General features: G+C 73.4%; 13 protein-coding genes. 7 read left to right on the top strand and 6 right to left on the bottom strand.

Going from position 1 to position 13,110, the window contains the following annotated elements:
- Positions 1-88 precede the first annotated feature (88 nt).
- A complete protein-coding gene (locus tag HYQ63_RS03690) occupies positions 89-2,167 on the top strand; it encodes a 3-hydroxybutyrate oligomer hydrolase family protein (RefSeq protein WP_179932491.1) in 2,079 nt (692 codons plus the stop codon).
- 30 nt (positions 2,168-2,197) lie between these two features.
- Here HYQ63_RS03690 and HYQ63_RS03685 read toward each other — a convergent pair whose 3' ends face one another.
- Positions 2,198-2,494 carry an antibiotic biosynthesis monooxygenase gene (locus tag HYQ63_RS03685; protein ID WP_179932490.1) on the bottom strand — a complete coding sequence of 99 codons (297 nt, stop codon included), beginning with the start codon at positions 2,492-2,494 and terminating at the stop codon, positions 2,198-2,200.
- Between the two features lie 164 nt (positions 2,495-2,658).
- On the opposite strand from HYQ63_RS03685, the gene HYQ63_RS03680 reads away from it, so the two are divergent.
- The 3 genes from HYQ63_RS03680 to HYQ63_RS03670 all read left to right on the top strand — a co-directional run bounded on the left by HYQ63_RS03680 (position 2,659) and on the right by HYQ63_RS03670 (position 5,891).
- Complete coding sequence (locus tag HYQ63_RS03680; protein WP_373689198.1) at positions 2,659-3,843, top strand: sensor histidine kinase; 1,185 nt, start codon at positions 2,659-2,661, stop codon at positions 3,841-3,843.
- Positions 3,840-4,550: a response regulator transcription factor gene (locus tag HYQ63_RS03675; protein ID WP_179932488.1), complete on the top strand. Its 711-nt coding sequence runs from the start codon at positions 3,840-3,842 to the stop codon at positions 4,548-4,550. Before HYQ63_RS03680 ends, HYQ63_RS03675 begins: the two co-directional genes overlap by 4 nt.
- Positions 4,551-4,646: 96 nt before the next feature.
- Positions 4,647-5,891: a serine hydrolase gene (locus HYQ63_RS03670; protein WP_179932487.1), complete on the top strand. Its 1,245-nt coding sequence runs from the start codon at positions 4,647-4,649 to the stop codon at positions 5,889-5,891.
- Here HYQ63_RS03670 and HYQ63_RS03665 read toward each other — a convergent pair.
- Entirely contained in the window at positions 5,825-6,253 is a 429-nt protein-coding gene (locus tag HYQ63_RS03665) for a MerR family transcriptional regulator (protein ID WP_218929542.1), read from the bottom strand. The two genes, HYQ63_RS03670 and HYQ63_RS03665, sit on opposite strands and share 67 nt — an antisense overlap.
- Positions 6,254-6,305: 52 nt before the next feature.
- Here HYQ63_RS03665 and HYQ63_RS03660 point away from each other — a divergent pair, with 52 nt between their 5' ends.
- The 3 genes from HYQ63_RS03660 to HYQ63_RS03650 all read left to right on the top strand — a co-directional run bounded on the left by HYQ63_RS03660 (position 6,306) and on the right by HYQ63_RS03650 (position 9,492).
- Positions 6,306-7,256, top strand: coding sequence for an SDR family NAD(P)-dependent oxidoreductase (locus tag HYQ63_RS03660; RefSeq protein WP_179932486.1), 951 nt, complete (start codon positions 6,306-6,308; stop codon positions 7,254-7,256).
- Positions 7,257-7,327: 71 nt separating this feature from the next.
- Positions 7,328-7,951: a TetR/AcrR family transcriptional regulator gene (locus HYQ63_RS03655; protein WP_179932485.1), complete on the top strand. Its 624-nt coding sequence runs from the start codon at positions 7,328-7,330 to the stop codon at positions 7,949-7,951.
- Positions 7,948-9,492 carry an MFS transporter gene (locus HYQ63_RS03650; protein WP_179932484.1) on the top strand — a complete coding sequence of 515 codons (1,545 nt, stop codon included), beginning with the start codon at positions 7,948-7,950 and terminating at the stop codon, positions 9,490-9,492. The genes HYQ63_RS03655 and HYQ63_RS03650 overlap by 4 nt, the downstream gene beginning before the upstream one ends.
- On the opposite strand, the gene HYQ63_RS03645 is transcribed toward HYQ63_RS03650, so the two are convergent.
- The 4 genes from HYQ63_RS03645 to HYQ63_RS03630 form a co-directional block, all read right to left on the bottom strand.
- Positions 9,383-10,450: a zinc-dependent alcohol dehydrogenase family protein gene (locus HYQ63_RS03645; protein WP_179932483.1), complete on the bottom strand. Its 1,068-nt coding sequence runs from the start codon at positions 10,448-10,450 to the stop codon at positions 9,383-9,385. The two genes, HYQ63_RS03650 and HYQ63_RS03645, sit on opposite strands and share 110 nt — an antisense overlap.
- 56 nt (positions 10,451-10,506) lie before the next feature.
- Positions 10,507-11,304: an SDR family oxidoreductase gene (locus HYQ63_RS03640; RefSeq protein WP_179932482.1), complete on the bottom strand. Its 798-nt coding sequence runs from the start codon at positions 11,302-11,304 to the stop codon at positions 10,507-10,509.
- Between the two features lie 217 nt (positions 11,305-11,521).
- Complete coding sequence (locus HYQ63_RS03635; RefSeq protein WP_179932481.1) at positions 11,522-11,875, bottom strand: hypothetical protein; 354 nt, start codon at positions 11,873-11,875, stop codon at positions 11,522-11,524.
- 62 nt (positions 11,876-11,937) lie between these two features.
- Entirely contained in the window at positions 11,938-13,107 is a 1,170-nt protein-coding gene (locus tag HYQ63_RS03630) for an amidohydrolase family protein (RefSeq protein ID WP_179932480.1), read from the bottom strand.
- Between the last annotated feature and the right edge of the window lie 3 nt (positions 13,108-13,110).

Below are 13,110 nucleotides of genomic sequence, written 5' to 3'. Positions count from 1 at the left end.
CCGTGCCGCTGTGACCCCGCGCGCCGTCCGTAACGCCGTGCCGACGCGCCGTCCGTAACGCCGTGCCGCCCCGAGGAGGAGCCCCGCGATGCCATCCGTACGCCGTACGTCCGCGAGTCTGCTGACCGTTGCGCTGACCGCGGCGTCCCTCACCCCGGCCGCCGCGGCGGCGGAGGCCCTGCCGCCTCCCGGGTTCCACCACCTCACCTCCGTCCACTACGATGGCAAGGGCGACGATCTGCTCACCGCCGGACTCGGCTTCGACGGGCTGCGCGGCCCACTGCCCACCCCCGCCGACCCCGACCGGCCCACCGCCGCCGAGCTGCGCCGCCAGGCCATCTGGGCGTCCGCCGGAATGGCGGCCGGGTCCGGCGGCGGACTCGGGCGGCTGTACGGCGCCAACGTCGACCGGGGCCGCCCGCTGCCGGGCGACGGCCGGATCGCGGGCACCGAGTACCGGGCGGTGGCGGGGCGCGGCGCGGACAGCGTGAGCTTCGTCGTCCAGGTCCCGGACACCTTCGACCGCGCCCGGCCCTGCGTGGTGGCCGCGCCCGCGACCGGACTCGGCGGCGTCTACAGCATGGTCGGCACGGCCGGGGCCTGGGGGCTGCACCGCCGGTGCGCCGTCGCCTACACCGACAAGGGCATGGGCCCGGCCTTCGACGATCTGCACTCCGGCACGGTCATGGCCTACGACGGTACGACCGGACCGCGCACGGCGCTTGGCGACCGCAGCGCCTTCGACGCCGGGCTGACCGACGCCGAGCGGGCCCGCTTCGACGCCGCCCGCCCGTATCGCGTGGCGTACAAGATGGCGCACTCCCGCACCGATCCGCAGGCCACCTGGGGGCGCGACGTGCTGCGCTCGGTGCGGCTCGCGCTCGCCGTCCTGAACCGCGACCGGCGAAGCGGCGCGCCCCACGGCGGCTACACCGCCGCCACCACCACGGTCCTGGCCACCGGCGTCTCCAACGGCGGCGGCGCGGCCGTCGCCGCGGGCGAGGACGACCGTACGGGCCTCGTCGACGCCGTCGTCGCCTCCGAACCGCAGATGAACCTCGCCCCGCTGAACGGCATCCGGGTGCGCCAGGGCGGGCGCGCCGTCCCCGTCGCGGGGCTGCCGCTGATCCGGTACAACTCCCTGGCCTCGCTGCTCCAGCCGTGCGCCGCGCTCACCGAGCCCTCCGCACCGGGCTACGCCACCCTGGACGTCCCCGCCGCGCGCCGCCGGTGCGCGGCGCTGGTCGGCAACGACCCCCGGCTCATCACGCGCCGCGCCGCGGAGCGCGCGGGGGAGGGCGGTCTGCCGCGGCTTGCCGCGCGGGCCCTCGTACGCGCCGGATTCCAGCCGCAGTCCGGGTACTTGCAGCTCTCGCACTACGATCCGCAGACCCCCGCCTCGTACGCGATGAGCTACGCCCGGGCCTCGGTGGACGACGCGCTGTGCGGCTACGGATGGGCGCGGACCGACGACTCCGGCACCCCCGTGCCCTACCGCCGCTCCGAGCTGGCCGCCGCCTTCGGCACCAGCCCCGGACGGGCGCCCGCCCCGGGGGTGCTGATCGACGAGAACGCGCCCGGCGGGCCCGTCGCCGACAGCAAGTCCCGCGGCGCGGACGGCCGTCACGACTACAACCTGCGCGGCGAGCGCTGTGTGTACCGGCTCGCCTATCCGAGCCGCGGCCCGGCGGGTGCCGAACGGACCTGGGCGGCGCGGCTGGCCGCCGGGCTGGACGCCACGCGCCGCAGCGGCGACCTGCACGGCAAACCGGCGCTCATCGTGCACGGCCGGGACGACACGAGGGTGCCCGTGAACCACAGTTCGCGGCCGTATCTGGGCCTCAACGCGCGGGCCCAGCACGGGAATTCCACGGTCAGCTACGTCGAGGTCACCCACGCCCACCACAGCGACGCGCAGACGCCGGGCCTGGACAACCGGTACGTCCCGCTCGGGTACTACTACCAGCAGGCGCTGGACGTGATGTGGCAGCGCTTGCGGGGGCGGGGCGGCGAGCTGCCGCCCAGCCAGGTGGTGCGGACGGTGCCACGGGGCGGCGAGCCGGGGCACGCCCCCGAGCTGACGCGGGCCAACGTGCCCCCGATCGCGGCCGATCCGGCGGCGGGGGACCGGGTGCGGGTGGCCCGGGGGAGCGTGCGCGTGCCGTAGGGCCGCCCTGGGCGATCCCGGCCGTCGGCGTCAAGGGGCGAGGACGGAATATACGTGTTCGACCTGCGACGGAGCGGCGAAGTGGGGCCCGGCGAGGGCACGCCACCGGGTGAAGTCCTCGGAGCCGCGGAAGGTGACGGTGTGGTGCTCGAGCGTTTCCCACTGGACGATGAGCCGGTAGCGCGTGGGGTGCTCGACGCTGCGGTGCAGGTCGATTCCGTGGCAGCCGTCTGCCGCGAGGAAGAGGGGCCGTGCCTCGGCCACGGCCTGCTCGAACTCCTCCTCCTTGCCGGGGAGGATCTCGATCTGGGCGATTTCGGTGATCACGGTGGTGGCTCCTGGTCTTGAGGGAGGGCGCGGGCGGTGTCCACCGAAGCGTAGATCCACAGGGTCTGCAACACGCTGAGTACTCAGCGCCGGGCAACCTCCCGCGGGTAATCTGAAGCGTCAGCATTCCTCGCCGCCGAACCCGCGAAAGGCACTCCGAGGTGATCGACATACGGGAGCACTTACGGGGGTGGTGGGCGCGGGGCCGGGCGTTGGCGGCGGCCAATCCGCCGGCCGTCGACATCGGGGTCGCGCTCCTGGTCCAGGCGGCGATGACGATGCCCTTCGTGGTGCCGCGCCCGGACGGGGTCGCCCCGGCGACCTGGCCCGCCTACGGGCTGACCACGCTCACCGTGATCCCCCTGATCTGGCGTCGGCGGGCTCCCCTCGCCGTCCTGTTCGCGATCCTGGCGACCAGCGCGCTGTACGGGCTGGCACTTCCCGAAGGGCCCGGGCAGCCGCTGCCGTACACCGGGCTCGTCATCGTCTACACGATCGCCGTTCTCTCACCGCCGTGGAAGCGGCTGGTCACCGGGATCCTGGCGCTGGTCACCGTGCCGTTGTCGGTCTGGCTCAACACCCGGACGGCGCGTGAACTCACCTTCTCCTTCTTCGTGTTCGCGGCGGCCTATGTCTTCGGGCGGCTGACCGTCGCCCGCCAGCGGGCCCACCGGGTCGAGGCCGAACAGGCCGCCGCGCGGGAACGGGCCCGGATCGCACGGGAGATGCACGACATCCTCTCCCATGCGGTGAGCCTGATGATCGTGCAGGCCGAGGCGGGTCCGGTGGCGGTGCGTACGGCTCCGGAACGGGCGGAGGCCGCCTTCGACGCGATCTCCGAGACGGGCCGGGACGCCATGGCGCAGCTGCGCCGCATGCTGGGCGTGCTGCGCGAGGGCGACGAGCCGGGCGGCGCCCCGCGCGCACCGCAACCGGGCCTGGCCGGGCTGCCCGGTCTCCTCGACCGGGTGCGGACCAGCGGCCTCGATGTCGTCTACGGTACGGCGGGGCCCGTGCGGCCGCTGACGGACGCGACCGGGGCGACGGTGTTCCGTATCGTCCAGGAGGCACTGACGAACACGGTCAAGCACGCGGACGCCCGCACCGTCTCGGTCCACCTCACCTACACGGAGCGAGAGATGGACATCCGGGTGACGGACGACGGGCGCGGTCCCCGGCCCGGTTCCGCAGTCGGCCACGGCCTCGTCGGGGTCCGCGAGCGGGCGGCGGCCCACGGCGGTACGGCGGTCACCGGGGCGGGCCCGGACGGCCGGGGCTTCGAGGTGCGGGTGCGCATCCCCGTACCGTCCACGGCGGAGGCGGCAGAGGCGGCGGAGGCGGCGCGTTGAGCATCCGGGTGGTGGTGGCCGACGACCAGGAGCTGGTGCGCAGCGGCTTCTCGATGATCCTGGACGCCCAGCCGGACATCGAGGTGGTCGCGGAGGCGGGCGACGGATCCGAGGCGGTCGAGGCCGTGCGGCGGCACACGCCCGATGTGGCGTTGCTCGACATCCGGATGCCGGGCATGGACGGCATCGCGGCCTGCCGCGAGATCAGCGCCGACGGCACCTGCCGGACGGTGATGCTGACGACCTTCGACTCGGACGAGTACGTGTACGACGCGCTGCACGCGGGCGCGAGCGGCTTCCTGCTGAAGGACGTGCGCCGGGACGATCTGGTGCACGCCGTACGGGTGGTGGCGCGGGGCGACTCGTTGCTCGCCCCGTCCGTGGCCCGGCGCCTGGTGGAGCAGTACACCCGCCCGGCCGCCCGGTCACGGCGGCCCGATTCCCGCCTGGACGCGTTGACCGGGCGGGAGCGGGAGACGCTGCTGCTGCTCGCGCGGGGCCTGTCGAACGCCGAGATCGCGGCGGAGCTGGTCGTCAGCGAGCACACGGTCAAAACGCATGTCGGCCATGTGCTCGCCAAGCTGGGTCTGCGGGACCGGATCCAGGCGGTGATCTGCGCGTACGAAACGGGCCTGGTCACGGCCGGAGATCCCCCGCCCGGGGGAGCGTCCAGGACCGGATCCTCCCCCGCGTCGGCGAGGAAGTGACCCGGCGGAACCCGCCTGTGCGGGCGATCCGCGAAAGGCCGCTGGTCAGCAGGATGGAGCCAGGGAGAACAACGGCTCACACCCATGGAGTTGACCATGAAGAGAACCACCCGCACGCTGCTGGCCACGGCGCTGGTCGTGGGCGTCGCCGCGGGCCCGGGGGCCCTTCCGGCCCTCGCGTCCGCCCCGCCGCTCGCGGTCTCGGCGCGGCCTGCGGACCCCACGGTTCCCGCCCTCGAGGCCGCCATCGCGCACCTGCCGACATCGGACGCGACGGCCGCGCTGGTCAGGGTCGGTGGCACAGAGGGCGTCTGGCGGGGCAGTTCGGGCGTGCACGACCTGAGGACCAACCGGCCCGCCGATCCGGCCGCCCGCTTCCGCGCCGGTTCCGTGACCAAGGTCTTCACGGCGGCCGTCGCCCTGCAACTGGTCGCCGAGGGCAGACTGGACCTGAACCGCAGCGCCCGCTCCTACCTGCCGGAGCTGATCCCCGCGTCGTACAAGAGGGTCACCGTCCGGCAACTGCTCAACCACACGCATGGCATCCCGGCCCCCGACTTCCCCGGGGACACGGTCGAGGAGGTGTACGCGGACCGCTTCCGGATCCATGACCCCGAGGACATGGTCCGCTCGGCGACGGCGAAGAAGCGCGAGTTCGCGCCGGGCACCAAGCAGCACTACCTGAACATCGGCTACACGATCGCCGGTCTGCTGATCGAGCGTGTCACGGGCGACTCCTACGAGCATCAGGTGGCCCGCCGGATCCTGAAGCCGCTCGGGCTGTGCGACACCTACTCCCCGGGGGCCGATCCGCGCATCGTCGGCCCGCATAACCACGGCTACCAGACGATGAGGCTGGACGACGGCACGACCGGCCTGCGCGACGTCTCGGTGTGGGGAGCGACGGACGGCTGGGCGGCCGGGGACATCATCTCGACCACGGCGGACCTGGAGCGGTTCACGAAGGCCCTGTTCCGGGGCCGGGTGGTGCGCGGCCCGCTCCTGCGGGAGATGTTCACGCTGCCGAAGGTGCCGGACGTGAGCGGCGCCCCGGCCGCCTACTCCGTCGGCCTCTCGATGCAGAAACTGGGCGGCCGCGAAGTGTGGGGGAAGACCGGTGGCCGCTGGGGCTACAACACGGCCATCGCCTCCACCCGCGACGGCTCCCGCACCCTCGTCTACAGCGTCAACTCCACGGACGCCAAAGGGCAGGACATGAACGAGGTGGCCATGAACATCATGGTGGCCGCCTACGGCAAGCCCGAGTCGCCGCCTCAGTCGTCGGACGGCATCGGGGACCACACCCCGGCGGCGGTCCCGTCGCGGACGTGGCGTTCGTAGACGACCACCTTGGTGTGGATGACCTCCAGGCAGGCACCGAGTTCGTCGATCCTGGCCCGTACGTTCTCCTCGTGCTCACGGAGCAGTGCGAGCCGGTCGGGCTCATTGCCCGGACCGCGGCGGACCAGCTCGGCGAACGTGCGGATCGTCGCGATCGGCATACCGGAGGCGCGCAGCCGGTCGCACAGCGCGAGCCAGTCCACATCGGCCTGTGCGTAGATCCGCTGCCCGCCGCCGGAACGGGGGATCTCCCGCAGGAACAGCCCCTCGCGCTCGAAGAACCGCAGCGCGTGCACGCTCATTCCGGTCGCCTTGGAGACCATGCCGATGCTCAGGCCGTCGTTCATCGGAGAACCGCTCATCGGGGAACCGTACCTTGACCTAGCGCGCGCTCTAGGTTTTAGCGTCCTCCGCATGATCACGAATCAGCGGAAGCTCCCCTCCGGATTCGGCGCGCACAGCACCGCCGACGACGTTCTCGCCGGGGTCGACCTGACCGGCGCCACCGCCCTGGTCACCGGCGGATACTCCGGGCTCGGTCTGGAGACCACCCGCGCCCTGGCCAGCGCCGGGGCGCGGGTCATCGTCCCGGCCCGGCGGCCCGACACCGCCGGGGAAGCCCTGCGGGGCACACCCGAGGTGGAGGTCGGAGCGCTCGATCTGGGCGACCTGGAGAGCGTGCGCGCGTTCTCCGACCGCTTCCTCGACACCGGCCGCACGCTCGACATCGTCATCAACGGCGCCGGTGTGATGGCGTGTCCGGAAACCCGCGTCGGTCCCGGTTGGGAAGCCCACTTCGCCATCAACCACCTCGGGCACTTCGCGCTCGTGGGCCGCCTGCGCCCCGCTCTCGCCCCCGGCGCACGCGTGGTGGCGGTGGCGTCGTCCGGCCACTTCCTGAGCGACATCCGCTGGCAGGACCCGCACTTCCGCACCGGCTACGACCGCTGGCTCGCCTACGCCCAGTCCAAGACCGCCAACGCCCTGTTCGCCCTGCACCTCGACCGCCTCGGCGCCGACACCGGCCTGCACGCCTTCGCCGTGCACCCCGGCAGCATCCTCACCCCGCTCCAGCGCCACATCCCGCGCGAGGAGTGGTCCGGGCTGGGCTGGGTGACGCCGGACGGCGAGCCTGCCGCCGGCTTCAAGACGCCGCGGCAGGGTGCGGCGACGGCCGTCTGGGCCGCGACCTCGCCGCTGCTCGACGCCCACGGCGGCGCGTACTGCCAGGACTGCGACATCGCCGAGGCGGCCACCACCGACGACATGCTCATCGGCGGGGTGAAGCCCTGGGCCACCGACCCCCACGCCGCCTCGCGCCTATGGGAGCTGTCCAGCGAACTCACGGGCGTGAACGCGTTCTGAGGTGCGTGGTGCTGCGGAGTGAGTGCTCACTCATTGACGGAGTGAGTGCTCACTCCGTACCCTTTCGAGGCATGACCGAGACGTCTCCCACCCCGCCCCGGCGCCGCGCGCCCGCCATGGACCCCGATCAGCGCCGCAAGATGATCGTCGCCGCGGCGCTTCCCCTGGTCGTCGAATACGGCGCCGCCGTGACCACCGCGAAAATCGCCCGGGCCGCGGGCATCGGGGAGGGCACGATCTTCCGTGTCTTCCCCGACAAGGACACCCTGCTCGCCGCCTGCGTGGCCGAGGCCACGCGCCCCGACGACGCCGTCGCCCACCTGGAGGCGATCGACCTGGACCAGCCGCTCACGACCCGGCTCACCGAGGCGGCCGAGGTGATGCGCGGGCACATGACCCGTATCGGGGCCCTCGCCGCGACCGGCCGACTGGAGCGCAGGCCGCCCGGTGAGTCGGCCGAGGGCGGTGGGCTGCCGGACCGTGAAGCGGGGCTCGCCGCACCGCGCGCGGCGCTGGCCGCCCTGCTGGAGCCGGACCGGGAGAGCCTGCGGCTCGCTCCCGAACGACTCGCGGACTCCTTCCAGTTGCTGCTCATGTTCGCCGGGCGGTCGGGCGTGAACGACCCGCTGACCACCGACGAACTGGTGGACCTCTTCCTGCACGGCGCGCTCACCGGGCCGGGGGAGGGCCGGTGACCGCATCCGAGGGGTATGCGCAGCTCAGCTCCCGCCGCCGGACCCTGATCACCCTGGCCCTGCTGGCGTGCGCCTTCCTGGCCATGCTCGACGGCACCGTGGTCGGCACCGCCCTGCCCCGCATCGTGGAGCAGATCGGCGGCAGCAGCAGCGGCAACGGCAACGGCAGTGGCAACTGGTACGTCTGGCTCGTCACCGCCTATCTGCTGACCTCCTCGATCAGTGTGCCCGTCTACGGCCGCTTCTCCGACCTGTACGGCCGCCGCCGACTGCTGCTGAGCGGGCTCGCCCTGTTCCTGGCGGGCTCCCTCGCCTGTAGCCTCGCCGGTTCCATGGAAGCGCTGATCATCTGCCGCGCCGGGCAGGGACTGGGCGCCGGGGCCCTGCTCACCCTCGGCATGGCCCTGATCCGCGACCTCAACCCGCCCTCCCGCACGGAGGGGTTGATCCGCATGCAGACGGCGATGGGCACGATGCTGGTGCTCGGCCTGGTCGGCGGCCCGATCGTCGGCGGTCTGCTGGCCGACCACGCCGGATGGCGCTGGGCGTTCTGGCTCAACCTCCCCATCGGCCTGGCCGCCGCGGCCGTCCTCATCCTGGCCCTGCCGGACCGCCGCCCCGCCGAGGCGCCGTCCGGGCGGCTCGACGTGGCGGGGGTCCTGCTCCTCACGGCCGGTCTCTCACTGACCCTGACCGGTCTCAGCCTGAAGGGCACCCCGGCGGGCGGGCGCACCCCGCCCTGGACGGACCCCACCGTGGTGGGGTGTCTGCTCGGCGGTCTGGTGCTGCTCGCCCTGCTCGTTCCCGTCGAGCGCCGCGCGTCCGTCCCCGTGCTGCCGCTCCGCCTCTTCCGGCACCGCACCTACAGCGCCCTGCTGACCGGCGGGTTCTTCTTCCAGGCCGCCGCCATGCCGATCGGCATCCTGCTGCCGCTCTACTTCCAGCAGGTTCGGGGCCACTCCGCGACCACCTCCGGGCTGCTGCTCCTGCCACTGATGGTCGGCATGGCGCTGAGCAACCGGCTCACCGCCGCCGCGATCCTGCGCAGCGGCCACACCAAACCGGTGCTCCTGACCGGCGCCGGACTGCTCACCGCCGGGACCGCCGCGTTCTTCGCCCTGGACGCGGCGACACCGACGCCCCTGATCTGCGGATGGCTACTGATCGCCGGGCTCGGTACGGGGCCCGCGATGGGCGGCATCACCATCGCGACCCAGAACTCCGTACCCGCCGCCGACATGGGCACGGCGACCGCGGGCTCGGCCCTCGCCAAGCAGATCGGCGGCACCTTCGGGCTGGCCTGCGCGCAGTCCCTGATGGGTCGTCACGGCGCGGTCGCGGCGAGTGCCCCGGCGATCGGCTCCACGGTCGCCTGGGGCGGGGCCGCGGCGGGAGTCCTCGCCCTCGCGGCGGTCTTCGCGATGCGCGACGTCACCATCCCGACCCCGTCGGGGCGCGGTGGGGCTCTATCACCGTCACCCCGCCCTTCGCCGCCGACGGCAGCGCGGACAGGGCCTCGGGTACGGCGTCCAGACCTATGACGTCGGTGACCAGCAGGTCCGGCCGCAGCGTCCCGGCGTCGACCATCTCCATCATCGGCCCGTACGCGTGCGCGGCCATGCCATGGCTGCCCAGCAGCTGGAGTTCGAGGGCGATGACCCGGTCCATCGGGAGCATCGGGTTTCCGGCGGCGGGCGGCAGCAGGCCGATCTGGACATGGCGACCGTGGCGGCGGAGGCTGCCCACCGAGGCCGCGCAGGTACGGGGCGAGCCCAGCGCGTCCACGGAGACATGGGCGCCGCCGCCCGTCGCGTCCGCGACGGCCTCGGCCACCGAGCCCAGGGTGGAGGACGCGTCCACGCAGACCGCCGCGCCGAAGCGGGAGGCCAGGGCGAGCGCCCGGGCGGAGACGTCGACCGCGACGACCCGCGCCCCGCACGCCGCCGCGATCATGACGGCGGACAGCCCGACCCCGCCGCATCCGTGCACCGCGACCCATTCGCCCGGGGCGACCCGGCCCTGCGTCACCACCGCGCGGAAGGCGGTCGCGAAGCGGCAGCCGAGCGAGGCGGCGGTGGTGAACGGCAGCTCGTTGCGGATGCCGACGAGGTTGACGTCGGCGTTCTCGACCGCGACGTACTCGGCGAACGACCCCCAGTGGGTGAAGCCCGGCTGCGTCTGCCGCTCGCACACCTGCTGGGCGCCGTCCGCACACGCGGCGCAGCGCCCGCAGGCGCAGACGAAGGGCACCGTGACCCGTCGGCCGGGGCGCCAGTTCAGGACGTCGGGGCCGGTCTCCTCGATCGTGCCCGCGAGTTCATGGCCGGGGACGTGCGGCAGCCGGATGTCCGGGTCGTGGCCCATCCAGCCGTGCCAGTCGCTGCGGCACAGCCCGGTGGCCTCGACGCGGATGACCACGCCGCGCGGGGAGGGGGTGGGATCGTCGACGGTCCGTACCTCGGGCCTGCGCCCGAAGTCGTCGAACACCACAGCACGCATAACCCGCTCCCTCGCTCGCACTCCCGGTGGGGTCGCCCGAACCTACACCACCGCTCTCAGCGCTTGTCGCGCTGTCCGTCGGCGAGTTGCCGGGACGTCTTCCCGGCGCCCGCCTGGCGCTGGGCGCGCTCGGCGAGGGTGGGGAAGAGGCCGCCGAGGGCGCTGCCGAAGCGCAGCTCCAGCGGGGCCACGTTCACCTCGGCCCGGTTCCGTTCGATCGCTCGGACGGTGGCGGCCGCCACCCGGCGGGTGGTGATGGTGCGCACCCCAGGGGGTGTGGAGGCGCCGGAGTCGGCGAACATCCCGGCGTCGCCGACGAACCCGGGCTGCACCAGCGTGACCCCGACGCCCGTGCCGTGCAGGTCCTGCCGCAGCCCGAGCGCGAAGCCGCGCAGCCCGAACTTGGCGGCGTTGTAGAGCGCGGCGCCGGGGGAGGCGGTACGGCCCGACAGCGAGCCGATCATCACCAGCTGCCCGGACCCCGCGGCCACCATCCGCGGTGCCATCAGCCGGGACAGCAGCAGCGGGGCGCGCAGATTGACGTCGAGGGCACGGTCGAGGTGATCGGTGTCGTAGCCGAGGACGTCACCGCTGGAGGGCAGCGCGGCGTTGGCGATGAGGACGCGGGCGTCCGCCGCCTCCGCCTCCTCGACGAGCCGCTCCACATCGGACCGTTCGGCCAGGTCGGCCACGATCGGAGTGGCGCCGAGCCGCTCGGCCAGCGGCCGCAGCACCTCCTCGCGGCGCCCGGTGAGCAGCAGCTTGGCGCCCTTGGCGGCGAGAGCCCGGGCGAGGGTCTGCCCGATGCCCCCGGTCGCTCCGGTGAGCAGGACGGTGGTGCCGCTGATCCGCATGCGTTCTCCTCCGGGGACGGTGGTGTGAGGGGGACGGTGATGCGCACCGCCGCCCCACGCCGAACCGTACCCGTCCGTCTTTTTGAGGCTCGGTTCGCCTCCGGGGCGCCTCAGCGGGTGTCGACGGTCGACGTGCTCGGTCGCTCGTTCCTCGCTCCCTGCGCGCGACTCCCTTTCGACACCGGCGCGCCCCTTCGGCTCACCCGCCGGTACACCATCACGCGCCTCCGGGATCCATGCCGCTGACCCGGGCTATCGCCTCGACCTCGCGCCGGTCGTTCTCCTGCTGGTTGCCGAATTCGACGACCAACTGGAGACCGTGCGGTCCCAGCAGACTGGTCAGCTTGGCCAGCTCCCGCCCGAGAGCGGGGGTGAACAGATCCCGGTCGAGCGCGGTGAACGGTACGTCGATACCGGTGGAGCCGCCCGCGGACCGGCCCACGATGGCGTCGTTGATGCCGTGCAGGATGCGCAGCAGCAGATCGTACGACGCGGGGTCGAGGCGCGACTGAAGGTCGGCCAGGTGGAGTGCGAACTGCTTGGCGCGCTCCAGGAATTGCTCTTCGTCCATCCCACCATCGTGGCGAAAACCGTCGCCGAGCGCCCCGCGAACCGAGGATTCTGCGGTCCAGGCTAATGATCACGGGTGATTGTGCTGCCGAGCCCGTACACTCGGCGCGCGTTGTCCGCGCCGAGGAGCGCCGCCACCCGCCCGGCGTCGCCGCTCGACCACGCGCCCTCGCGCACCCACTGGTCCAGCAGCCCGGCCAGCGCCTCCCGGAACAGCCGCGCCCCCACCACGTACAGCTCGGGCAGCCCGTAGGCGTCGGTGGAGAACAGCACCTTGCCGAAGGGACCCAGCTCCAGCATCTCTGCGAGCACGGCCCCGGCCCGCGCCCCGGTGTGGGTCAGGGACAGGCCGACGTCGGCGTAGACATGCGGGAAGACGGCGGCGAGGTAGGCCGCGCCGCGGTGGTACGGATAGCCGTGCAGCAGGATCAGCGAGCAGCCGGTGGGGCGCACGGCGCGGATGAAGTCGGTGAGTGCGAGCGGATCGCAGCGGTCCAGCCGCAGGTCCGGATCGCCGAAGCCGGTGTGCAGTTGGAGCGGCAGCCCGGTGTGGGCCGCGGACCACAGCAGATGGCGCAGCAGTACGGGGTCGGTCACCCGGGCGGCGGGCGGGCCGCCCTCGGCGCGGTGGGCGAGCCAGCGCTCGGCCGCGGTGTGCACGGCGGCGGGCGCGGGCGGATCGGGCTCGAAGTGGAGGCCGTAGCGGTACGCGGCCACCGATTTGAAGCCCGCGGCGGTACGGGCGGCCTCCCGGATCCCGTCGGCGAGCCCGGTCAGGAAGTCGTCGGCGCTGCGCGAGGTGTCGGCGGTCCGCTCCGCGAGGTGTTCCAGCCGGACGATCTCGTGCGCGGTGCCACCGGCCGCCGCGGCCAGCTCGTCCGGGGTGGTGAGATCGCCGGGGAGGCCGGTGTCGACGAGGAAATCGGTGATCCCGGCGGCGCTCAGCAGCCGCCGGTTGACCTCCCGTACCCCCAGCTCCCGCCGCCGGGCGAGGTAGCGGGCGGGCGGGCAGTGCGGTTCCAGGTCGAGCAGCGGCGGGCACCAGCGGCGCAGCGCGAAGCCCAGCTGGCTGTCGAAGAAGGTGGTGCCGAGCGCGGCGGGCGCGTCGGACTCGGTCAGGAACGCCTCGAAAGCGGCGGGGTCCAGTTCGTGGCGGGCCACCCCATGACAGTGGTGGTCCACCAGCGGTGGCAGGGACAGCCCGGTCGGCGCCGTCCCCTCGGCGGTGCGCATCGT

The sequence above is a fragment of the Streptomyces sp. Rer75 genome, from assembly GCF_013414305.1.
Lineage (GTDB): Bacteria > Actinomycetota > Actinomycetes > Streptomycetales > Streptomycetaceae > Streptomyces > Streptomyces himastatinicus.
This window is presented reverse-complemented; position numbering and strand designations above follow the sequence as displayed.